Origin of the sequence: Streptomyces vulcanius, assembly GCF_042653945.1 — a bacterium.
GTDB lineage: Bacteria > Actinomycetota > Actinomycetes > Streptomycetales > Streptomycetaceae > Streptomyces > Streptomyces mangrovi.
Genome location: NZ_JBHSFK010000021.1, coordinates 111,336 through 132,626, shown reverse-complemented (window position 1 = coordinate 132,626; position 21,291 = coordinate 111,336). Strand labels below are relative to the sequence as shown.

Sequence of the window (21,291 nt, the reverse complement as noted above, 5' to 3'; positions counted from 1 at the left end):
GTACGCAGTGTCGGTTCGAGAGCTGGACGGCCCGGACCCCGACGGGACTCGAACCACGCAAGTCATCAAGCCCCTCATGGGGACTCCCGTCCCGGTTCCTGCAGGGCGGGGCCCTCCTGCGGTGTGCGGTGGTACAACGGGGCTCTGGTCGGCACTGCGGACAGCAGTCGGAGCGCGTGCCGAACAAGGGGGCGACAGAGGGGGGTTGGGCATGGCGGCAGAGAACATCGACGATGTCGTGGACGGGCTTGCCGGGATCGTGCGGGAGGCCGGCCGCGCCCGTGACCGGGTCGGGTACTTCGCGGCGCTGTACCGACAGGTGACCGTTGAGGTCCGCGCAGCGATTCATGGTGGGCTGTTCGACGACGGTGCCCGAATGGACCGTTTCGACACGCACTTCGGCAACCGCTACTTCGACGCGTACGACGCCTGGCGTCGCGACCGGAGCGGGCCGCGTTGCTGGCGCGAGGCGTTCGGGCTGCTGGACGACGCCGACACCGTCATCGTCCAGCACCTGCTGCTCGGCGTGAACGCGCACATCAACCTCGACCTGGCCATCGCCGCCGCGCGGACCAGTCCAGGCGAGGCCATCCACGCGTTGCGGCGCGACTTTCTGCTGATCAACGACATCCTTGCGCGGGTGGTGCTGGTGGTGCAGGACTCGGTCGGCGCCCTGTCACCACTCCTGTCCCTGCTGGATCAGGTCGGAGCCCGCACCGACGAGCGGATCCTCGACTTCAGTGTCCGTCAGTCCCGCGAGGAGGCCTGGCACAACGCCGTCCTGCTTGCCGGCCAGAACGAAGAGGAGCGCGAGGCCGCCATCGAGCGGCTCGACATCCGGGCCGCCGTGCTCGCACGGTTGACAGCGCGACCGGGCGGCCTCGTCCGCCCGGCCCTGCAACTGGTCCGGAGCACCGAGAGCGACGACGTGCCGGCTGTCATCACCCATCTGGACAACGCCATGGAGCGACCCTCCGCCCGGCAGGGGACGGTGTGAGCCCCGGCGGACTGACCGTCCGGCATCCCGTGTGCCGGGCCGGTTGCCCTCCTGCCGCCGCCACGGTGGCAACGGATGCAGACGCTCGCGCAGAGGCCTAGCGCGACGCTCCTCCTCGTTCAAGCCGCCCCATACCCCGGCATCCTGGCGCATCGCCAGGGCGCCCGTGCGGCACTGGATCATCACGGGGCACCGCCGCACACACAGCCGTGGCCCGGGCCGTCTGGGCAGGGCCGAACCGCTCCCACCGGCCCGAAAGAACAACTCCGACTCCTCCTTGGTACACGGCAGGGGACGCCTCTCCCGCACCCGCGCCCCGCACCCGGCCACGGGGCCCGGACGGCGGGGTCGCGCTTCGCCCGGGGGTACACCGGGGTTTCCACTGGTGCGCCCGGGACCCACTGCGGACGACGGTGGGCAGGTCACTGAGCCGGGCCCTGGCGCACGATGAGCCGGCCCCGGCGGTCCAGGCAACTGGGAGCGGGGAAGATCGTCATGCGCTTGTCCAGTATCGACATCGTGCCGGAGCCAGGCTCGTCGAGCGTGGGGAGGACCGGGAACGCGACGACGACCGCCGTTCGCTCCGGGGCCGAGGCGGCAGCGGACTTCGAACGTGTCCGTTCCCAGCTGTTCGGGATCGCCTACCAGACGCTCGGCCGTGCCGCCGACGCCGAGGACGTCGTTCAGGACGTGTGGGTCCGCTGGCAGGGCGCGGACCGGGCCCAGGTGCGGGACCGGGTCGCGTTCCTCGCGACCGTCACGACCCGGGTCGCGCTCAACGCGGCAACCTCGGCCCGCGCTCGTCGCGAGGTCAGTGTCGGCGGATGGATCGCGCAACGCGATCTCGCGTCCGTCGATCCGGTGCGGGAGGCCGAACGCGGCGAAGCGCTCGAGTTCGCGGTCCGGCTCCTGATGGAACGGCTGTCCCCCGTCGAACGCGCCGTATACGTACTTCGCGAGGCGTTCGAATATCCGTTCCGTGAGATCGCCGAGATGCTCGAGCTCAGCGAGGCCAACGCGAGGCAACTCGCGCTCAGGGCGCGCAGGCATCTCGCCGAACAACGACACAACCCGGTCGATGCGGCCGAGCGGGACGGGCTGCTCGAAGCCTTCCTCGACGCGGCGCGAGTCGGCGACATGGCGCACCTCATCGACCTGCTCCAGGGGTTTCGCACCCTGTCGCGACCCCGATGATCCCCCCTGGTAACAGTGCCGCTACCAGCAGTTCACGAGGCCTCGGCGGGGCTCCGACGGCGGCTGTCCGGCTGGATTGACCGGGCCGCGCGCGCGTGGTGCATGATGGGGACGACCCGAGATGCTCAGGGTCTGGCTCCCTTGACCTGCGCGGTGGTGGTGAATGTCGAGCGGCACTCCTCGGCGCGGGCTGCGTGGCCGGCGGGGCGAGTGCTGGGCGCTGGATCAGGTGTTGGTCGGCGCGAGGGCGGGTCAGAGCCAGGTGCTGGTACTGCGCGGCGAGCCCGGGGTCGGCAAGTCCGCGTTGGTGGAGTACCTGGCGGGGAGCGCGACAGGATGCCAGATCCTGCGGGTTGCCGGCGTCGAGTCCGAGATGGAACTGGCGTTCGCCGGACTGCACCAGCTCTGCATGCCGATGATGGGACAGCTCGACCGTCTTCCCGGCCCACAGCGTGACGCCTTGGCCATCGCGTTCGGTCTGAGTGCGGGGAGTGCGCCGGACCGTTTCCTGGTCGGGCTTGCGGTGCTCAGCCTGCTGGCCGAGGTGGCGGAGGAGCAGCCGGTCGTCTGCGCGGTGGACGACGCACAGTGGCTCGACCGGGTCTCCGCGCAGACACTGGCCTTCGTGGCGCGCCGGCTGCTCGCGGAGCGGGTGGTGCTGGTGTTCGTGGTCCGTACATCGACACTTGCTCCGGGTGACGACCCGTGGGTGGGGCTGCGGGAGCTCGTGGTCCGGGGTCTGCGCGACGACGATGCGCGTGCGCTTCTGGACTCGGTGGTCCCCGGACGGCTGGACGAGCGCGTCCGGGACCGGATCGTCGCCGAGACCCGCGGCAACCCGCTGGCTCTGCTGGAATTGACACGGGGGCTGACCGCGGCAGAGCTGGCCGGCGGGTTCGGGCGTCCGGACGCGCGGCCGCTGGCGAGTCAGATCGAGCAGAGTTTCCTGCGGCGAATCGTTTCGCTCCCGGATGCGGCGCAACGGCTGCTGCTGGCTGCGGCCGCCGAGCCGGTGGGGGACGTGCCGCTGTTGCGGCGGGTGGCCGAGCAGCTCGACATCGGGGCGGACGCAGCAGGGGAGGCCGAGGCGGCGGGGCTGATCGAGTTCGGTGCGCGGGTGCGGTTTCGTCATCCGCTGGTGCGCTCGGCGGCCTATCGCGCGGCCGACCCCGGGGTACGCCGGGACGTGCATCGCGCGCTGGCCGAGGCGACCGATCCCGAGTTCGACTCGGATCGCCGAGCCTGGCATCGCGCCCACGCGGCGGTCGAACCCGACGAGGCCCTGGCGGGCGAGCTGGAGCGCTCGGCCGGCCGGGCCCAGGCCCGCGGCGGTATCGCGGCGGCGGCCGCGTTCCTGAGACGTGCGACCGAGCTGACCCCCGATCCGGCAAGACGCGGAACGAGGGCGGCGGCCGCGGCGCAGGCCACCTTCGAGGCCGGGGACCCCGACGCGGCGCTCGAACTCCTCGCCGCCGCGGAGATGGGCCCGTTGGACGAGGTCCAGTACGCGCGGCTGGTCCGGCTGCGCGGCCAGATCGTCTTCGCGCGCAGGCGCGGGAGTGAGGCTCTGCCGTTTCTGCTCGACGCGGCCGGCCGACTGGAGGGGATCGACGACGGACAGGCGCGTGAGGCGTACCTCGAAGCACTCGGCGCAGCGGTCGTCGCGGGCCGCCTCTGTGGACGTGGCGGAGTGCGAGCGGTAGCCGAGGCCGCCCGCGCCGCACCGCGCGCACCGCAGCCTCCGCGGCTGACGGACCTCCTTCTCGACGGTCTGGCGACGCGGTTCACCGAAGACTACGTCCAGGGTGCGCCGCCGTTGAAGCGCGCGCTGCGGGCGTTCCGGCAAGCCGCCGAACGGGGCGAGGACGACGTCATGCGCTGGCTCTGGCTGACATGGCTGGTCGCCAGTGACATGTGGGACGACGAGACATGTCAGGCACTGACCACGCGCGCGGTCCGGGCGGCTCGCGAGACCGGCGCGCTCAATTTCCTTCCCCTGGCCCTCAGCTACCGCGCCATCCAGCATGTGCATGCTGGAGAGTTCGGCCTCGCCTCGGCGCTGATCGACGAGTCCGACACCATGACGGAGGTGACCGGCAACTCGCCCCTCGGGTACGCCACAGCCTTCCTCCTGGTCTGGCGCGGCGACGACGTCCGGGTGGCGGAGTGGATCGACGGCCGGGTCCGGGACGCGGTGTCCTGGGGCGAGGGGCGGGCGATCGGGACGGCCAACTACCTGATCGCGGTGCTGTACAACGGCCTGGGCCGCTACCAGGACGCCCTGGCCAGGGCCGAACGGGCATGGGAGCACGAGGAACTGGCGGGTTTCGGGTTCACCCTCTTCGAGCAGGTCGAGGCGGGAGCTCGCAGTGATGCCCCCGAGGCGGCCGCGGCAGCCCTGCGCCGGCTCGAGGAACAGGCCGAGGCCAGCGGCACCGACTGGAGCCTGGGCGTCGTGGCCCGGTCGCGAGCCCTGCTCAGCGACGGTCCGGCCGCCGACCTGCTGTACCGCGAGGCCATCGAGCACCTCGAGCGCAGCCGGGCCGCCGTCTACCTCGCTCGCACCCACCTGGTGTACGGCGAGTGGCTTCGTCGCGAGAACCGGCGCGTCGACGCGCGCGAGCATCTGCGCATCGCCTTCGAAATGCTGCAGGGCTTCGGCGCAAGAGCCTTCGCCGAGCGCGCCCGTCGCGAACTCCTGGCCACCGGCGAGTCGGTACGCCAACGCGCGGTCGACGTACGTGAGGCCCTCACCGCGCAGGAAGCCCAGATCGCCCGACTGGCCGCCGATGGAAAGACGAACTCCGAGATCGGCGCAGAGCTGTTCATCAGCCCTCGCACGGTCGAATGGCACCTGCACAAGGTGTTCACCAAGCTCGACGTCAACTCGCGGAACAAGCTCCACGGAGCGCTGGCCCGCGCCTGACGCCGGAGAGCCCATCGCCGGCCATGTCTCCGCTCATCTCATCGCGAGCGGACCACCGCGGAGAAGGCGCACCCGCGCAGGAGAGACCACCGTGAGCCGAGTGCGTGCGGCCCAACGAATAAAATAGAAGAAAAACCCATAAAATGTGCTGCTATGGGAGGAGTGCCGGTGGACCTGGACGCTGTCGCCCGGGAGCTCTACGCGCTGCGGCCGGAGGACTTCACCACCGCCCGCGACGCCCGCGAGGCCGCCGCCCGTAGCGACGGAGACCGCGCCCTCGCGCAGAAGATCCGCAAGCTGCGCCGCCCCAGCCTCTCGGCCTGGGCCAGCAACCTGCTGGTACGCGAGCGGCCCGACGAGACCAGGACGCTGCTCCGACTCGGCGAAGCCCTGCGCCAGGCCCACCACGACCTCGACGGACCGCAACTGCGCGAACTCAGCCGCCAGCAGCACGTGCTCATCGAGGCACTGTCGCAGCAGGCCCGGCAGCTTGCGGTCAGCGCCGGTCACCCGATCAGCGACAACGCCCAGCACGAGGTCGAAAGCACCCTCCACGCGGTCCTCGCCGACCCTCGGGCCGCCGAGGAATGGGCCACCGGCCGCCTGGTGAAGCCCTTCGGCCAAACCATCGGATTCCCCGCCTCCGACGACGCCGTCCCGCGCCGTGCTGCCGGCCCCGCCCGGTCGGCGCCGTCACGTTCTCCTCTCCGGGGAGGCCGGAACGGCAAGGCCGAGCGGGTCGACCGGCGGACCGAGCGGGCCCGGCAGGCGGCGGCGGACGCCGAGAAGGCCCTCGGCGCCCTCCTGAGCGACGCGGCCGTAGCCGGCCGGGAAGCGGACAACGCCGAGCAGCACGAAAAGGATCTCCACGAGCGGGTCGGTGAGCTCGCGGACGAACTGAACCGCCTGGAAGGCGAACACGAGCAGGCCCGAACCGCCGCGCACCAGGCACGTGAACGCCAACAGGCGGCCGACCGGCAGGTCCGCGCTGCCCGACGCCGCGTCGCTACCGCCACCGCACGGCTCTCCGGCTCGACCAGACGGAGGCCCTGATCGCCCGACGGCAGGCTCACTTGGCCTCGTGCTGCGGACAGCCCATGGGCGAGGACAACCTCTGGCTATCCGGGCGGCTCGCCGAGACGAATGCCCTGTGCAAGGGGATACTGACAGGCCAACCGAGATACCGAGTGCGTCGAGAAAACCGGTCGACAGTCGAGGTCGCGACGCACTGTGATGGCCCGGACTGCCCGCTGTACGAAGTGGGCCGACCGCAGGAGCTGATCTTGGCGACCGCGAGAACGGCAGACGCCCGCCCGGCGATCGACGCAAGGCTGGTCAGGCGTCTGATCGATACTCAGTTCCCGCAGTGGGCCGATTTGCCCCTGGAACTGCTTGACTCGGCCGGCTCGGACCATGTGATCCATCGGCTGGGGGAGGAGCTGTCTGTCCGGCTGCCTCGCCATGCCGGGGCCATCGGGCAGGCAAGGAAGGAGTCCGAGTGGCTGCCCCGGCTCGCCCCGCACCTGCCCCTGGCCATCCCGGCACCGGTGGGGGTGGGAGAACCTGACTTCGGCTATCCATGGCCGTGGGCGGTGTCCTGCTGGCTGGACGGCGAGGTGGCAACCGTCGAGGCGCTGGCCGACTTGTCCGGGGTCGCCGTAGAACTGGCGGAGTTCTTGATCGCGCTTCAACGGTTCGCGACCGACGACATCCCGGCCGCGGACGCCCGCCACGACCTCACCGCCGGGTCACTGGCCGACCGGGACAGTGCCACGCGGGCGGCCATCGCACAGGTCGACGGCGCGTTCGACGCCACGACGATGACCGAGCTGTGGAACGCGGCGCTGGGTGCCCCCGGCTGGGATCGCCCGCCGGTCTGGTTCCACGGCGACTTCCACACCGGCAACCTCCTCACCGTCGACGGCCGCCTCAGCGCGGTCATCGACTTTGGCGGACTCGGCATCGGCGACCCCGCCCGCGATCTGACCATCGCCTTCACCCTGATGTCGGCCCGGAGCCGGGACGCCTTCCGCGCCGCGCTCGGAGTGGACGACGCCACTTGGATGCGGGGCCGGGGCTGGGCCCTGGCCACCGGCCTGAACGCCTACACCTCATACGCCGCCGTCAACCCCCGGGTCGCCGCACAGACCACTCGGCAGATCACCGAAGCACTCGTCGGTTAGGACCTGTCCGGCCGATCAAGTCGCAGACGGGCGTACGACCCCCCGCGTCTGCGGCATGATCGGCCGGACAGGTCCTGGGCAATCAGGGTCCGTCTCGCCAAGGCAACCTGTCCTGGCAACGAAGAGTTGTTGACGCTGCAGACGAAGTCGGCGCCGCTGATGCAGCCGTCCGGACCGATCAGCACGGCTGGGTCGAACTGGACGGCAGCGGCGGTGACCGGGCTGGTGGCCGCGGCAGAGCTGTCTGACATGGCGCGCGCCCTTCAGGGCTGTGTCGATGAGGACTTGGAGGTCGTATGGTCGCGGCGCCACAGAACAGGCCTACCTGCGGGCTGACTGGCCAAACCGACCAGCTCCGCTCACCGGCGCCCGCGGGGCTCCACGGGCCGAAGCCGTCTTCCAACTCCGTGCCCTGACCGACTACGCCGACTTCGACGCCTACTGGCGCTCCCATTCCGTCAAAGAAGCCGAACCCGAACAGAGTTGACGTCCGCGGTGTCCGAGGGTCTCCTGTTGCGATGCCTGACCTTCGCATCCAGCAGCCGGACGGCGATGCCACGTTCAAAGACTGGCAGAACGTCCACAACGTGATCATTCCTACCCACGTCCTCTCCCTGGACGAGGTACGGGAGCGTGCCCAGCGCAACCACCTGGAGATCGCGTATCTCGATAACGATCTCGTGGGCTGCAGCACCGTGCGCCCGCCGGCGGAGGGGACACGGACGGCCACCGTCATCGCCCGCGTGCTCGCTGTTCACCGCAGGCGAGGGTTCGGCGAGGAACTCTATGCGCGCGGACTCAACCGGGCGTGGGAGCTGGGGGCCGAGGCGATCGAGACCGTCGTCCTGTCCTCGAACGAGGACGGCCTGCGGTTCGCGCTGAAGCACGGGTTCGTCGAGACCGAGCGTTACCTACTGCCGGGGGACACCATTCCCTGGATCGACTTGCGGCTCTCCTGAACCGGACAGACCCGACGCGCCCTCACGGCCTGATCCACGGCTCCCGTCGTACATGTCGGACCGTCCGCCGCAGCCGGTGTGGTGATGCCTCGTCAGGCTCTTTGAAAGCCGCGCGTCAATCCTCCGCTCCGGCGCCCGCGACGGACAGTTCGGCCTAGTGCGGCCGTCCCAGCCCGATGTCTGCCGGGGTGAGGGCGCAGTACTGGCCAGTCGTCTCGGCATTGACCCGCAGGCGTACGGTCCGGGAACCGTCGTCTCTGACGGCCTGGGCGATCCGCGCGGGGGCCACGGCCATGGCGACCGGGTTCTTCAGCCACGGCGGTTGACGAGCCGCAGCAGCCGGGCCGCGTCGAGGTCGTCGGCGAGCCGGTGCTGGTCGGAGTCGGGCTAACGGATCCCGTTCGTCAGCACCACACGTACCCGAGCTGGTCGGCCAGGCCCACGGCACGCGCGGGTCAGCCGCAGTGAGTCCGCGCCGGTGCCCTGCCGGGCCCAATAACACCGCTGCCAGGCACAGCCGCCCGGCGACGTCAGGGCGGGCCGCGGACAGAGCCCGGACCCGTTCGGCGGCAGGACCGACCAGCACCACCAGGCCCTGATCGGCGTACGTGCACAGGACGGGCCGGGGCACGCCCGGCAGAAGGGCCCGGTAGAGCGAGCAGGTCGACGTCGACGTCGACGTCGACGTCGACGTCGACGTCGAGGGCCGGGCCGGATACCGGCCTGGCTCCAGCACCGATGGATTCAGGCGCCGCGGCTTCTCGCGATCCCAGCTCGGTCGTCAGGGCTGCAGATCCGGGATGAGCGGAGCCAACGCTGCTCTCAGGCGGCGCCTGGCGGGTCGTACGGCATGATGGCGACCATGAGTCGAGGAGGGGGCGGGGGGCTCCGCCGATGGTGGCCGTGGCGCGCACGCGACGAGTCGGCGCTCGCCGAGATCGAGGCCGAGATCACCGCGTTCGGTGAGGCACTGAACGCCCATTCCTTCAGCCCCGGCCAGCCCGGCGCCACAGACGAGATGCGGGCCGAGCTGGCGCGTGCCCTCGATGCGTACGAGCAGGCGAAGCAGGACTTCGTCGGCGACCGGACCCAGGCGGACGCACTCGACGTCCTGCGCGCACTGGACGAGGGCAGGCATGCGCTGGCCTGTCTGGATGCCCTGCTCGCCGGCGAGCCGCTGCCAGAGCGCATGCCGCTGTGCTTTTTCGACGCCCGGCACGGGCGGGCCGCCCGGCAGGTGAGGTGGGCGCCTCCCGGGGGTATCGCCCGCAACATCGCCGTGTGCGCGGCGGACGCGGTGCGCCTGGCGGAGAGCCCGAGCCCGCTCACTCCGCGACCGGACGCGGCTATGCTCCGCCCCGCACAGCCGCGTAGGGCCAAGTTCCCGACGACGACGTCGGCAAGCACCCCGCAGCCGCAGGTCAGCGGGAAGGGAAGCAGCGGCGAGCAGACGCATCAGCTGGCAATGCCGTCGTACCGGCCGGCCCTCATGGTCTTCTCGACGGACGCGCGGGAACGGATCAACCTGCGTTTCGAGAGCACGAAGGGGCGCTCCTCACGGCTTTACCGGCTGTCAGGTGACGGCACCCCCGTTGTCGCCCGGATTCCGCTGCCGGAGGGGAAGAAGGCAGTCGCCTTCCGAGTGTTTGCTGCCGGCGGCCGGGAGGCGTGGACGGCGACCGCGGCACCGCTACGGGAAGTCCGCCGCTTCCATGACGAGATCAACGGTACGGGGTCCGATGTTGTGCACTACCGGGGGGAGCCGGGTCCGGGCGCTCTGCGGTACGAGGGACCGAGCGTGATCCAGTTGGAGGCGCTGGACGACCGACTCGCCTACTGGGTGACGGTGGCCGAGGGCAGCGCCGGGGAGCATACGTTCCAGTGGCCGGGCAGCGGTTATTACCAGGTGCGATCGGCCGGGGCGTGGAGTCTGTCCGTCGTATGACGAAGCGCGGATCCCTGGGGCCGAACCGGGACCGGGACCAGGACCGGGACCGGGACCGGCCAGCCCATGCCAGAGTCCTGCGCCGAACACGAATCGAAACGTGGAATGCTTCCTTCGGTTCCCAGGGCATATCGGGCTTGAGGGTGACGCCGTCGGGTTCCTTGGCCAGGTACCAACCGGCGCCGCCGTAGTCGCCCGTGCCCTGGTAGGTGCAGCAGCCGGCCTCCATGATGGCGACGGGCTTGCCGTGGGCGAACTCCTTGCGCAGGTCGTCACGGGGGCCTGCCAGGACCGGGACACGCTCGTTGAAGGTGGCGCCGGGCAGGTATCCACGCAGGTCCTCCGCGATGACCCGCATGTCACGTTCGGTGTCCCGGGGATCGAAGTCGGGCCGCGAGGCGTCGCCGTTCTCTGGAGCAGAGGGTTGCCTTTCAAGACACGGAGCAAAGGCTGTCGCGTAACTGTCGACCCAGCGATGTCGACCGCTGGCACGGCACCCGGCCGCGCAGATGCGCTGTGTCATACGGTCATGGCGCTGCCGGTGAGAGATTCAGAGAGCGTTGAGGTTCACGGCGGAGGCGATGGCATGGAAGCCGGCTTCGTTGGGATGGAGGCCGTCTTGGAAAACGTAGCCGTGGCGCGGCAGGGCGGGATCGGCTGGGTCTGCGAGGGCACGGTCGACGTCGAGGACGGCGTCGTACGCACCGCTGGTGCGAATCCAGTGGTTGACAGCGGCCCGGACCTTCTCACCCTGCTCGCTGTAGACGGGGAAGAGGGCGCCCTTCATGGGCAGGATGGTCGCGCCGACGGCCTTGACACCGCTGGCATGGGAGGCGCGGATCAGCTCTTTGTGGGCCCCGATGATTTGGTGCGCGGTCACGCGGGGTGCGGAGCCCATGCAGGGGTCGCCCGTCTCGGGGGCGCCGATGTCGTTGGCGCCCAGGTGGATGATCACTGTGCGCACGCCGGGGCGGTCGAGTACGTCGCGCCGGAAGCGGTCGGTGGCCTTGTCCCCATAACAGGGCGAGTCGTTGAGGATCCGGTTGCCGCCGATGCCGGCATTGACAACGCCCAGCGGGCGGCGGGCGGCAGCGAGGCGTTCGGCGAGCTTGTCCGTGAAGCGGTTGTCGGCGCCGGGCATGGCCCCTGTCCCGTCCATGAGCGAGTCCCCGAAGGCGACCACGGTGCCGCGCCGCGGGGAGGCTGCCCCGGACACCTCCACACCGCTCAGGAAGTACCAGGCGTTCGTGGACGCCTTGAAGGCGTCGCCGCCGGAGTCGGCCAGATGGCGTCCGGAGGCGCGGTATGAGGTGGCGGTGGTGAACCGGTGGAAGGTGGCCGGACCGGTGCGGTCGGCGAAGTACAGGGTGACGGTCAGCTTTTCCAGCGGGGAGGTGCTCAGGGCCTCGGCATCGCTCACGATGTCACGTCCCGGGGCGATCGTGGTGCCCTGGGTCCCGCCGAACGTCAGCTTCCGCGCTGTGCCTGGCCAGACCTGGGCGTCGCCGGCGGACCGGCCGACGGTCGCGGCGGTGAGCCGCAGCGGCGTGGTGCCGTACGAGTTGGACAGCCGGATCCTCAAGGTGGCACCGCCGGTTGCAACGCGGACCACTTGGCGAACGGACTGGTCGGCGAATCCCTGCTGCGACCAGTTGGGTCCCCGGTCTTCGCTGTCCTCGACGGGCCGCTGCATGGCTGCACCCCACGCCCCGGTCCACACTGGCCCCCCCCGGCAGCGCGCGGCTGCTGCCGCGTGTCCTCGCGTGCCACGGCTGCCGCCGAGACACCGAGCGCGAGCACCGCCGTGGTGGCGGCGAGCATGCCTCGTCTCCCTGTCTTCTTCCACGGGCGCGGCTTTGCTGAATGCACCAGGGGGCTCCTCGGTAAAAGAGTGATGAGGAGATCTCAGCGTCCTTCGGTCCCGAGAACACCGGGGCTGTCCCCCGAATCGGCCTTCGGGTTGGCCCTACCCGGGCCCGGACCCGCGCGAGTTGTGCCAGGCGACGAGCGATGAGCCGGAAGGGTGATGGCGTTCGGTCAACGCTTCCGCAAGTTGGTGACGCCGCCGCGCCGCTCGTACGCCTCCGCGACAGGGGCGGATGCGGGCGGACGCCTCCCACCAGTTGAGACGCCGTTCGCGGCCGGAAGCGTCCCGCCTCATTCGAACCTGCCCCTGCGACTGGCTGAGTATCAGGTCAGGGACAGACCTCGGGGTAGCGTGATCACCGGCCCTCTGCGGGTCTAATGAGTCCAGGGCGGTGTGATGGTGCTGCCATCGGCCAGCTCGGCGCTGAACCCGACACGTGTGGTGACCCACATGTGGGCGGCCTGGTCGGTGGCATTTTCAACCGCCAGCTCGGAGCCCGCCGGAGCCACCGCCGCGTCACCGACGCCGAGTTCGGCACTCTCGCCGCCAATGGTGAGCCGGAGACGGCCCGAGAGAACGTAGAACGTTTCCTCGTGACTGATCGTGTGGGCCGGACCCACCATGCCGGCCGGGACCTCGCCGCGCCAGGCGGTGAGGTCCCGGCTGCCCGTGCCCGGACGGATGTAGGAAACGAAGCGGCCACCGTGGATCTCGTGCACGACGGCCTCTTCACTGCGGATGAAGGGCATACCAGCCTCCTATGGACAAGTACCTTGTCCATAAAGACAAGCGGGTTGACGAGTTATAGTCAAGCCCATGGATGACGCCCTGGCCTTCCCCGCACTCGTGCTGACACTCTCCGGACAGTTGGTGCAGGAGATCCACGGCCGCGTGTCCCAGCAGGGATTCGAGGACCTGCGGCCTGCACACGGCTTCGCCTTTGCCCGCATCTCCCTGGGCGACGCCACTACGGCCGACCTGGCCGAGCACCTGGGGGTGACCAAGCAGGCCGCCGCCCAACTGGTCGAGGAGCTGGTTCGCAAAGGGTACGTGGTGCGGCATCCACACCCCCGTGATGCCCGCGCCCGGCTCTTGGGACTGACCGAAGCCGGCTGGGCGGCCACTCGCGCCGCCGACCAGGCAGCCCGGGCTGCCGTCGCGCCATGGCGAGAGGCGCTGGGCGAGGCGCGCTTCAGCGAACTTGTCGCAGACCTCGCCCGGCTTACGTCACCAGGGCCGATCCGCCCCGCCTGGTGAGCCGGTAAGCCACTGGCCTGGACTGTCGCAGGCTACCTAGGGGGAGCCACCAAAGCGGGACGGCAGCCGGCGTCACGCCGGGAGTTACCTGCCGCGCGTGTTCGAGAACCTCTCTTGCGACACAGCCAGAGTCGCGCGAGACATGTCCGAGGGAGACGCCCCTGGCGCGGCGTTCAGTCCGCCTCGACCTGGCCGGGGGCCGGCCGAGGTGCGCCTTGCCATGATTACTGGACCAGCCTGGGCGCGTGCGGTGTGCAACCTCGCCGCCGCCGAGCTGTTCACCCCTGCTGGAGGGCGCGGCAGGACGCAGGTGGACACCGCGTCAGGTTTGACACCCGGGACTGCAGGCAGCGGCCCTCACACCCGCGGGGTTCGGGCGCGCAGCCGGTCGATCTCAGCGAGCACGCGGTCCACATGCGGACGCACCTGCGCCTGCAATGCATCACTCCAGCTCTCCTCGGAGTAGGGGCAGTTGAGATAGAGCTGCCTGGCGTGCTCGAGGGCGGCGCGGTGCTGGGGCGGGAGCTGGGCGAGGGCCCAGTCGGCGGCGGCGTCCTTCGACTTGATCTGGCCGGTGGCGAGCGTGGTCCAGATACGGGCGAAGGTCAGCAGGACGTTGCGGGTGTCGCTGTCCAGGTCGTCGAGCAGGCCTGGGATACCCGCCACGCTCGCCCGGACCAGGTCGGTCTGAGGGATCGGGTCGAGGACCTGCGCCGGGCGGGGGCCGGTGAGAGGGTGGTCGCCGGTCAGCGTCATAGTGATCAGCAGGGCCAGATCGGGCATCGGCTCCGGCTGGGGGACTGCCCCGGCCTCGTACTGCGCACGCAGCCACTCGCCGTAGAGGAAGTCGCCGGTCGGAGGGTACCGCCACGGCCGGACCTCGGACTGGACGACCACGGTGAGCTCGACCGGCCGGACCTTGTCCCGGGAGCCGGAGATCCGGAGCAGTCCACCGAGGAGTGTGCGTCGATCCTGCTCGTCCATTCGCCGCCGGGAGACGACGAGCACGTCCACGTCGCTGGCCGGCCTGAGTCCGCCGAGCACGGAGGAGCCGTGGAGGTAGATGCCGATGACATCTTGGCCCAGCACACCGCCGACCAGCCCCACGATCTGCTGAACCTGATTCACTGCATCAGCGTCTCCTGTCATCCGGCGAACTGCACAGCATTATGCGACTTCGGCTGGTCAGGGAGTTGCGTCTCCATGCGGTCAAGGGCCACGACGGCGAGGTGGTCCGGGTTGCGTCCGACGTGCGCCCGTACCCCCTCGACGGGGTTGAGATCGGGCGAGCGGGCGGGTAGCAGGAACTCTGTCAGCCATTCACCCTCGGCGTTCAGCTCACGCATGGTGTGGGAGACGTGGGTGCCCGGACGGTCCCGCACCAGCACGATCGGCGCCTTGACGAGCTGGTGGGTGCCGTCGATCAGCGCGACGACGTGGCGCTCTCCCATGCTGCGACGCTTTCCCTTGCCCGAGGGGTGAGTGCGCAGGCGGTGGCACAGCCGCCTCGGGCCACGGAAGGCCAGAGCCTGAGCACCGCGTCCCGCTACAGCTGCTGCCATCGACAGGCCGACTTCGGGCTCACCCGCAGGCGCCCGGCACCTCCGGACACGGCCACCACACCGGGCCTTTCAGGGACTTCGTGAAGTTCACCCTGACGAGCCGAAGTCAGTAGGCGGACGGCTTCCCACGCTGAACTTCCCTCGTGTGCCGCCGCCATGCCTCGCGGGGCTTTTCCAGTACGCCTGACGCCTCGGTGATCGCCCTGGCGGCGGAGGTGTACAGGGCCATTTCGAAGAAAGTCACGATCATGAACTGGGAGTACCGGAGTTCCAGTGCGAAGAAGGCCGCGATGGCGAAGCAGTAGAGGGCTGCCCAGAAGCCGCGCCGTCGGTTGAGCGGGTAAGCGACCAGCGGAACGACCGGCCACGCGTAGACACAGCCCATGAACACGACGGTCATCACTGTGAAAAGGGTATTCACCTGATCTCCCGGCCTCTACCAGACGCCGGAATCGTACAGGCCGCCGATGGTGAGCAGGGCGGCAGGTGCGAGGATGAGCGCCGCCGCGAACAGCCAGCCGATTTTCCAGGATGTTCGGTCGGCGATCTTGACGCACAGCAGCACGACCGGCGTCACATAAAGGAACAGCGGGATGAGTATGAGTGTGAGGCCGGATCCCATTCAGTCTCTCCGTTTTTCCAGGCAGGGGCCTGGCCTGTGTCAGGCCGGCCCCTGGGATTCAATCATCCGGTGTTACGGCGTCAGGTTGTGGGTGAACTCAGTTGCTGGTTCGCCGCAGGGTGTGACGCTCGATGGCCGGGTTCCGCGTCCGCTCCCGATGACGGGAACCGGCGGTGCGATGTCCCCACGGGTGTGCCGTTGGAGGGGCCGGCGTCCCCGTCGTCCTGCGCGTGTGTCGGCCTGACCGAGTCGTTGGTGCAGGGAGTGCGCGTGCCCGAGGGTGTCGCCGTCCGTACACGGGTGTGGGGTGATCGCACGCGGACCTTTGACTGACGCCCCTGACCGGAGCGCAACCCGCCTATTTCCAAGCGGAGTTGCATGACGGCGCGGCGCGGCGCGACGAAGGCGTAACTGCCGCTCGGCCGGTTGGCGGATCCCTGACCGCGCTCGTGCCTTCCATGCCCCCCGGCTCACCCACGGCTCACCCACGGCGATGATGCGGCCGAGGCCGTCGACCGACTCGGACGAGCCGGCAACCCAGGCCCGGAGCCGGTCGGACCCGTCGACGCTCCGCCTGTTGCTGCACCGGCCGTGGTCCGTCGGCGTGGCCAACGGCAGAGACCACGGGGTGGTTGTGCTCGGCCCGATCCGGGATCAACCAGGTCTCCTGGGCCTGAGCTAGTGCTGTGGCCGGGAACGTTCGCAGGGGTCAGCTCGATCAGTCCGATCGTGCTGCTTCCCACCTCCATGAGGTTTGGCGAGGGAGGCCGTCGAGTTCTCCGCGGCCGGTGCACCAGAGGAGTACCTGAGTGGGGTCTCCGTGTGGGGCGGTGGGGAAGAGCCGGTTGAGTACTGCTGCGCTCAGCGGTGCTGGTGGCAGCCAGTCCACGGACAGTCCCTGCGTGATGTCGTAGGTGTGCAGCAGGGTTTCGGCGACGCCCATCGCCGCGAACCCTTCGGGATCGCACGGGCCCCAGTGCCAGGCCCTCAGGGTGGGGTTGGCTGTGGCCAGGGCGCTGCTGAGCAGTCCGCCGCAGGCGGTGACGGCCTGGAGTACTTCGGCCGGCGAGGCAGTGGGGCGAACGTTCAGGTCGATGGGAAGGTAGGCGTCGGCGGGCTGTGCTGCCAGCTGCCCTGCGTAGGCCAGCAGGTCGTGGCCGATGTGGGCTGCTGTTTGCCAGCAGGTCCATTCGAGCGGCCCCGCCGGCACCGTCCAGTCCTCGGCGGTATGGGGGCCAAGCACCCGCAGCATCTCGGCCACGGCGGCGTCGACGTCCTGATGGTCCATGCAGAGCTCCTCGCGGTGCGTGTTGTGGGAGTGGGCTGTGCCGGTTGTCGATCCTTCACACCGCAGGGCACCTGGCACGTCCGCCCCAGCGGATGCCTTTCTCGCTGCGGATGCGGGCACGCTCTCGGCGTTGTGCGGCGAGTACGTCGGGGTGGCGGGCGTTGGGGTTGCGCCAGCGCAGGTAGCGGTGCAGGGCCCGGGTCTGCGCGGGATGGCTGCGATGGTGGGAGTTGGCCAGGGTGAACTGCCGCAGCGGTCCGAAGTGGGCCTCGATCGGGTTGGCCCAGGAGGCATAGGTCGGGGTGAAGCACTGCTCGACCTTGTTCTTCTTCGCCCAGCGGCGGATGTCCGCACCGGTGTGGGCTGAGAGGTTGTCCAAGATGATGTGGATCGGGCGCCGTCGGGTCGGGCGGCGCGGATCGACTTAAGCGCCGCCAGGGTGTTGGCGGTGCCTTTGCGGCGGCGGTTGACGCCCCACAGCCGGTCGTCGCCGACGGAGTAGCAGCCGTGGAAGTAGGTGACGCCGTGGGTGCGGCGGTAGGTCGCCGGCAGCCGGTTGGCCTTGCCCTGTTTCGCCCAGCAAGAGCCCGCGGCGGGCCGGAGCCCCAGCGGCCCGAACTCGTCGAAGGCGAACACCCGGTCGGGGAAGCGCCCCAGCACCTGCTCGATCCGGTCGAGCTTGCCGTCGCGGTCGGGATCTGGGGTTTCCTTCCAGGTCTTGGTGCGCTGGAAGGTGATGCCCGGCGCGACAGCAGGCACCGTAAGGCTTCCCGGCCGATGCGAATGACACGCCCGTGCACACGGCGCAGGTAGGCGGCGAGTTTGCGGCTCGACCAGCGGGTGAAGGGCTGACCGAGCTTGTTGGGGTGGGTGGTGGCCATCTGGACGACGAAGTCCTCGTCGTCAGGGGTGAGCAGGCGGGGACGGCCTCCCGCCCATCGAGGGTCCAGACAGGCCATGCCGATCTCGTTGAACCGGTGGATCACATCCCGGACGGTGTCCTCGTCGGCCTGGACCAGCTGGGCGATCACCGGGACGCGGTTTCCGCCGGCGGACGCCAGCAACATCATCGCCCGCCGGTGGCGCACCGGCTGGTACTTCCCCGGCGCACGATCTGCTGCAGCTTCTGCCCTTCGTGATCGGTCAGTCTGCGCACCCGCACAGGCTCAGCCACCACACCTCCAGCGGTCGGAACCGACGTCACCGCCCATCCAACCGCCCCAACCACCAACCCGGCGAACGTTCCCGGTCACAGCACTAGTTCTCATAGCTCATCGGTGAGCTCGAGCGCGAGAGTGCAAGGGTGCGCTGCGCGCGGTGGAAGCCTGCCCCGTTCCGGGACTGGGTCTCCGTCGTCAGACCGGCTCCGCCTTGCCCCTCGCCCCGTCGGGCGGAGACCTTCGGTAGTTCCGGGACCTCGATCGCCGGGCAGGCCGTTGTGGTTCTCGCCCGCGCCCACCAGGACGCGATCTGGGACCGGCAGCAGATGATCAACCGCCTCCGCTCCCACCTACGCGAGCACTGCCCGGCTGCCCTCGCGGCCTTTCACGGTCCTGGCAAGCCCGGGCTCGACTCGCCCCGCACCCGTGTGATTCTCGCTGCGGCACCCACCCCGGGCGACGCCGCCAGACTCACCCGCGGCCAGCTACATGCACTGCTCAAGCGCGCCGCCCGCCCACGCCACGGAGTCGCAGCCGAGACCGAGCGACTTCGGGAGGTCTTCCACGCGATTATCTGCACCAACTACCCCAGGTCGACAAGGCTATGGGACACCAAGCAGCAGCTCTCATCCAGCAGCTCGACGCAGCTTGCGACAGCGTTGACCAACTCGCCGTGGCGACGGAGGAGGCATTCCTCGCACACCCCGACGCGGACATCATCACTAGGGCGTGTTGTGAAAGTGCTGGTCACAGCGTCTCGTTGAGGACTATGACCAGCACGGTCGCTTCTATGGCGGCAAGTGGCCGGTCAGTTCACCAGCAGGTCGATCACTCCCGTCAGGTCCTCCTCGCCGCTGCCCTCGGCCAGGCGGCGGCTCATCAGCTCGAAGTAGGGGCTGAGCAGTTCCGGGCTGACACCCTGCTGCTCGGTGGTGCTCAGGAAGGTAGGCGTGCCAGCCACCTGCATGGCGAGGTTGGAGACGACGCCCTTGGTGTAGTCACCGCTCCGCAACTGGTCGGCGGTCTGGTGAACTGCCGGGGCCATCGCGACGAGCCAGTCGGCGAGCAGCGGGGCGAGCGCCGCGGGGTCGATGTTCTCCTTCCGGATCAGGGCGAAGGCGTGCGCGGCGCCGGCGAACATCCCGTACATGGCGCTGAGAAGGGCCACATCGTGGAGGGCCGCGAAGCCCGCGTCCTCGCCGACGTAGGTAGTGCCGGCCGGGACGCTCAGGGTCTCCTGGTGCCGCTCGAACAGCTCCCGCGAGCCGCTGTAGAAGACGTAGCCGCCGGTTTCCGGGACGCCGATCATCGGAGGGACGGCCATGATCCCGCCGTCCAGGTAGCGGGCGCCGCGCTCGCGCGCCCACGCTGCGCGGGCGCGGGCCTGGGCGGGGGTGCTGGTGGTCAGGTTGACCAGGTCCCTGTCGGCCAGGTCGGTGCCGGCCAGCACCTCATCGACCGAGGTGTCGTCCAACAGGCAAAGGAGGATCAGGGTGTTCGCTGCGACTGCCTCAACGGCGGTGTCCGCGACCCTTGCACCCTCGGTGGCGAGCGCTGCGGCGCGGGCTGGGGTGCGGTTCCAGACGGTGAGTGGGTGGCCGGCGGCAAGCCAGGTGCGGGCCAGCGCGGTGCCCATCGCGCCGAGGCCCAACATGGTGACGGGAGTCTTCTCAACAGTGTTCTGTGCCATGCCGATTAGGCTGGTCACAGGTCCCGAGGTGATCAAGTACGCACTTGGTAGTGGGTGGTTACCTCGGGGTGAGCAAGCACGTCAGAAGGGTGGGGCATGACGACGCTGAACCGGCCGGGCACACCAGACGGACACGTCTGCGGGATCGACACCGCGATGGAGGTGATCGGCGGCAAGTGGAAGGTGCTGATCCTCTGGGCGCTCCACGAGCATCCCCACCGTCGCTTCGGCGAGCTGCGTCGACTGCTTCCGGGGATCACCGAGAAGGTGCTGGCCTCTCACCTACGTGAGCTGGAAGCGGACGGCGTCGTGCACCGCGTCTCCTACGACGAGGTGCCGCCCCGCGTCGAGTACTCGCTGACCGAGGACGGCATGCGCCTCAATGACGCACTCCAGCCGCTGGCGGCCTGGGGCCGAGAGCGGCCGACCATTCGACGGCTGGAGGAGCAGGCGGGCTAGGGTCTGTTGTGAACGTGCCGGTCACAGCCACTCGTTGATGGCCGCGACCAGCACGGTGGCTTCGTAGCGGACGGCGAGTCTGTCGTACCGACCGGAGCGCCCTGGCGGGACGTGCCCGAGCGACAACGGCCTGTGGGACCGGGTCTACGACCTGTTCCGGCGATGGCAGCGCAACGGGACGTGGAAGCGGATCCTGGAACAGCTCCAGACCGAGGCCGACGCGAAGGGCTTGATCACCTGGGACGTCAGCGGGGACTCCGCCGCCTGCCGCGCCCATCAGTACGCCGCGGGCGCCCGCAAAGAGGGAATCTCCAGAAAGAGCCTCCCGGCGGCATCGACACCGAGCCGGACGACCACGGCCTCGGGCGGTCCCGCGGCGGGCTGACCACGAAGATTCACCTCGCTACCGAGCAGGGGCAAAAAAACTCATGCCCCTGATCATCACGGCCGGGCACCGGCACGACAGCCCGCAGTTCCAACGGGTGCTCGAGAAAATTCGGGTTCCCCGCACCAGTCAGGGCCGGCCCCGCACCAAGCCGGACAAGGCCCGCGCCGACAAAGCCTACGGCTCACGCACCAACCGCTCCTACCTACACAGACGTTCGACAAGAACGACTGCAAACAACGCCATGCTGTGGAGTGCGGCATCAACGGCATCAACCGGCTGAAACGCCACCGAGAGGTGGCCACTCCGGGTACGCCACCGTATGCCGTCGATCAGCTGCCGCCTGGTCCGGATCGGCGGCCGCCCAGCCTTTTCCCGCGCGGCAGCAGCGGCTCCGGCCGTGACCACTGCGCATCCGACAGGTCTCCACGCGCCACAGCACATGACCATCCACAATCAAGATCCACTTTCGCAACAGACCCTGGTTTCCCGGGCCTGTCCGTACTGTCCGGGGCACGGGTCCTCGCCGGACTCGGCGACGATCGCGAACGTTTCGCGGACGCCGGGGCGATGAAGGCGTACGCCGGCGCGGCTCCCGTGACGCGAGCATCGGGCCGCAGTCGCGTCGTCGTTGCTCGGACAGTCAAGAACCAGCGACTGGCGGCTGCCGGATACATGTGGGCCGCCGCCTTGCGCAGTGAGGCGCCCCGCGTTCACTACGACCGGTGACGAGCCAGCGGAGAGCGCCGCACATCAGCACTGAGGAACTTGTTCAACAACGGGAGCCGCGTCAGAAG

The 21,291-nt window shown here is 69.6% G+C and carries 17 protein-coding genes and 4 pseudogenes; 10 read left to right on the top strand and 11 right to left on the bottom strand.

Features of this window, described 5'->3' with window-relative positions:
- Positions 1-211 precede the first annotated feature (211 nt).
- Positions 212-997: a DUF5995 family protein gene (locus ACFPIH_RS29740; RefSeq protein WP_381178624.1), complete on the top strand. Its 786-nt coding sequence runs from the start codon at positions 212-214 to the stop codon at positions 995-997.
- 111 nt (positions 998-1,108) lie between these two features.
- On the opposite strand, the pseudogene ACFPIH_RS29735 reads toward ACFPIH_RS29740, so the two are convergent.
- Positions 1,109-1,306 (bottom strand): annotated as a pseudogene (locus ACFPIH_RS29735) (WhiB family transcriptional regulator); the annotation flags it as partial.
- 186 nt (positions 1,307-1,492) lie between these two features.
- Between ACFPIH_RS29735 and ACFPIH_RS29730 the strand changes: the two are divergent.
- The 5 genes from ACFPIH_RS29730 (at position 1,493) to ACFPIH_RS29710 (ending at position 8,259) form a co-directional block, all read left to right on the top strand.
- A complete protein-coding gene (locus ACFPIH_RS29730) occupies positions 1,493-2,191 on the top strand; it encodes a sigma-70 family RNA polymerase sigma factor (RefSeq protein WP_381178627.1) in 699 nt (232 codons plus the stop codon).
- 163 nt (positions 2,192-2,354) lie between these two features.
- Complete coding sequence (locus ACFPIH_RS29725) at positions 2,355-5,117, top strand: helix-turn-helix transcriptional regulator (RefSeq protein ID WP_381178630.1); 2,763 nt, start codon at positions 2,355-2,357, stop codon at positions 5,115-5,117.
- A gap of 168 nt (positions 5,118-5,285) precedes the next feature.
- Positions 5,286-6,170, top strand: a complete 885-nt coding sequence (locus ACFPIH_RS29720) for a hypothetical protein (RefSeq protein WP_381178633.1) — start codon at positions 5,286-5,288, stop codon at positions 6,168-6,170.
- Positions 6,171-6,400: 230 nt separating this feature from the next.
- On the top strand, positions 6,401-7,300 hold the full coding sequence (locus tag ACFPIH_RS29715) for an aminoglycoside phosphotransferase family protein (RefSeq protein ID WP_381178636.1): 900 nt from the start codon (positions 6,401-6,403) through the stop codon (positions 7,298-7,300).
- Positions 7,301-7,818: 518 nt separating this feature from the next.
- A complete protein-coding gene (locus ACFPIH_RS29710; RefSeq protein WP_381178639.1) occupies positions 7,819-8,259 on the top strand; it encodes a GNAT family N-acetyltransferase in 441 nt (146 codons plus the stop codon).
- A 154-nt stretch (positions 8,260-8,413) separates the two neighbouring features.
- Here the strand turns inward: ACFPIH_RS29710 and ACFPIH_RS29705 are convergent, their stop codons facing one another.
- Positions 8,414-8,554, bottom strand: a complete 141-nt coding sequence (locus ACFPIH_RS29705; protein ID WP_381178642.1) for a hypothetical protein — start codon at positions 8,552-8,554, stop codon at positions 8,414-8,416.
- A gap of 567 nt (positions 8,555-9,121) precedes the next feature.
- On the opposite strand from ACFPIH_RS29705, the gene ACFPIH_RS29700 reads away from it, so the two are divergent.
- The gene (locus ACFPIH_RS29700; protein ID WP_381178645.1) at positions 9,122-10,204 is read left to right on the top strand and encodes a hypothetical protein; all 1,083 of its coding nucleotides are present in this window, start codon (positions 9,122-9,124) and stop codon (positions 10,202-10,204) included.
- Positions 10,205-10,754: 550 nt separating this feature from the next.
- On the opposite strand, the gene ACFPIH_RS29695 is transcribed toward ACFPIH_RS29700, so the two are convergent.
- Positions 10,755-11,897, bottom strand: coding sequence for an SGNH/GDSL hydrolase family protein (locus tag ACFPIH_RS29695; RefSeq protein ID WP_381178648.1), 1,143 nt, complete (start codon positions 11,895-11,897; stop codon positions 10,755-10,757).
- A gap of 548 nt (positions 11,898-12,445) precedes the next feature.
- Positions 12,446-12,820 (bottom strand): cupin domain-containing protein, encoded by a 375-nt coding sequence (locus ACFPIH_RS29690; RefSeq protein WP_381178651.1) that lies wholly within the window; start codon positions 12,818-12,820, stop codon positions 12,446-12,448.
- 67 nt (positions 12,821-12,887) lie between these two features.
- On the opposite strand from ACFPIH_RS29690, the gene ACFPIH_RS29685 reads away from it, so the two are divergent.
- Entirely contained in the window at positions 12,888-13,328 is a 441-nt protein-coding gene (locus ACFPIH_RS29685) for a MarR family winged helix-turn-helix transcriptional regulator (protein ID WP_381178654.1), read from the top strand.
- 357 nt (positions 13,329-13,685) lie between these two features.
- Here ACFPIH_RS29685 and ACFPIH_RS29680 read toward each other — a convergent pair whose 3' ends face one another.
- The 7 genes and pseudogenes from ACFPIH_RS29680 to ACFPIH_RS29650 form a co-directional block, all read right to left on the bottom strand.
- The gene (locus ACFPIH_RS29680; protein ID WP_381178657.1) at positions 13,686-14,477 is read right to left on the bottom strand and encodes an aminoglycoside adenylyltransferase family protein; all 792 of its coding nucleotides are present in this window, start codon (positions 14,475-14,477) and stop codon (positions 13,686-13,688) included.
- Positions 14,478-14,503: 26 nt separating this feature from the next.
- Positions 14,504-14,833: pseudogene (locus ACFPIH_RS29675) on the bottom strand (transposase); the annotation flags it as partial.
- A 163-nt stretch (positions 14,834-14,996) separates the two neighbouring features.
- Positions 14,997-15,290 (bottom strand): hypothetical protein, encoded by a 294-nt coding sequence (locus tag ACFPIH_RS29670; RefSeq protein ID WP_381178663.1) that lies wholly within the window; start codon positions 15,288-15,290, stop codon positions 14,997-14,999.
- 36 nt (positions 15,291-15,326) lie between these two features.
- Positions 15,327-15,512 (bottom strand): hypothetical protein, encoded by a 186-nt coding sequence (locus ACFPIH_RS29665; protein WP_381178666.1) that lies wholly within the window; start codon positions 15,510-15,512, stop codon positions 15,327-15,329.
- A 718-nt stretch (positions 15,513-16,230) separates the two neighbouring features.
- Positions 16,231-16,800 (bottom strand): maleylpyruvate isomerase N-terminal domain-containing protein, encoded by a 570-nt coding sequence (locus tag ACFPIH_RS29660; protein WP_381178669.1) that lies wholly within the window; start codon positions 16,798-16,800, stop codon positions 16,231-16,233.
- Positions 16,801-16,855: 55 nt separating this feature from the next.
- Positions 16,856-17,974: pseudogene (locus tag ACFPIH_RS29655) on the bottom strand (IS630 family transposase).
- 794 nt (positions 17,975-18,768) lie between these two features.
- Positions 18,769-19,650, bottom strand: a complete 882-nt coding sequence (locus ACFPIH_RS29650; protein ID WP_381178672.1) for an NAD(P)-dependent oxidoreductase — start codon at positions 19,648-19,650, stop codon at positions 18,769-18,771.
- 96 nt (positions 19,651-19,746) lie between these two features.
- Between ACFPIH_RS29650 and ACFPIH_RS29645 the strand changes: the two genes are divergently transcribed.
- Both ACFPIH_RS29645 and ACFPIH_RS29640 read left to right on the top strand, forming a co-directional pair.
- Entirely contained in the window at positions 19,747-20,109 is a 363-nt protein-coding gene (locus ACFPIH_RS29645) for a winged helix-turn-helix transcriptional regulator (RefSeq protein ID WP_057582348.1), read from the top strand.
- An 871-nt stretch (positions 20,110-20,980) separates the two neighbouring features.
- Positions 20,981-21,220, top strand: a pseudogene (locus ACFPIH_RS29640) (transposase); the annotation flags it as partial.
- Between the last annotated feature and the right edge of the window lie 71 nt (positions 21,221-21,291).

Bases quoted from the DNA above. Each gene is read 5' to 3' on its own strand.
- ACFPIH_RS29740 (WP_381178624.1), top strand. From the start codon at position 212: ATGGCGGCAGAGAACATCGACGATGTCGTGGACGGGCTTGCCGGGATC.
- ACFPIH_RS29730 (WP_381178627.1), top strand. From the start codon at position 1,493: ATGCGCTTGTCCAGTATCGACATCGTGCCGGAGCCAGGCTCGTCGAGC.
- ACFPIH_RS29725 (WP_381178630.1), top strand. From the start codon at position 2,355: ATGTCGAGCGGCACTCCTCGGCGCGGGCTGCGTGGCCGGCGGGGCGAG.
- ACFPIH_RS29710 (WP_381178639.1), top strand. From the start codon at position 7,819: ATGCCTGACCTTCGCATCCAGCAGCCGGACGGCGATGCCACGTTCAAA.
- ACFPIH_RS29705 (WP_381178642.1), bottom strand. From the start codon at position 8,554: ATGGCCGTGGCCCCCGCGCGGATCGCCCAGGCCGTCAGAGACGACGGT.
- ACFPIH_RS29700 (WP_381178645.1), top strand. From the start codon at position 9,122: ATGAGTCGAGGAGGGGGCGGGGGGCTCCGCCGATGGTGGCCGTGGCGC.
- ACFPIH_RS29695 (WP_381178648.1), bottom strand. From the start codon at position 11,897: ATGCAGCGGCCCGTCGAGGACAGCGAAGACCGGGGACCCAACTGGTCG.
- ACFPIH_RS29690 (WP_381178651.1), bottom strand. From the start codon at position 12,820: ATGCCCTTCATCCGCAGTGAAGAGGCCGTCGTGCACGAGATCCACGGT.
- ACFPIH_RS29685 (WP_381178654.1), top strand. From the start codon at position 12,888: ATGGATGACGCCCTGGCCTTCCCCGCACTCGTGCTGACACTCTCCGGA.
- ACFPIH_RS29680 (WP_381178657.1), bottom strand. From the start codon at position 14,477: ATGACAGGAGACGCTGATGCAGTGAATCAGGTTCAGCAGATCGTGGGG.
- ACFPIH_RS29670 (WP_381178663.1), bottom strand. From the start codon at position 15,290: ATGACCGTCGTGTTCATGGGCTGTGTCTACGCGTGGCCGGTCGTTCCG.
- ACFPIH_RS29665 (WP_381178666.1), bottom strand. From the start codon at position 15,512: ATGGGATCCGGCCTCACACTCATACTCATCCCGCTGTTCCTTTATGTG.
- ACFPIH_RS29660 (WP_381178669.1), bottom strand. From the start codon at position 16,800: ATGGACCATCAGGACGTCGACGCCGCCGTGGCCGAGATGCTGCGGGTG.
- ACFPIH_RS29650 (WP_381178672.1), bottom strand. From the start codon at position 19,650: ATGGCACAGAACACTGTTGAGAAGACTCCCGTCACCATGTTGGGCCTC.
- ACFPIH_RS29645 (WP_057582348.1), top strand. From the start codon at position 19,747: ATGACGACGCTGAACCGGCCGGGCACACCAGACGGACACGTCTGCGGG.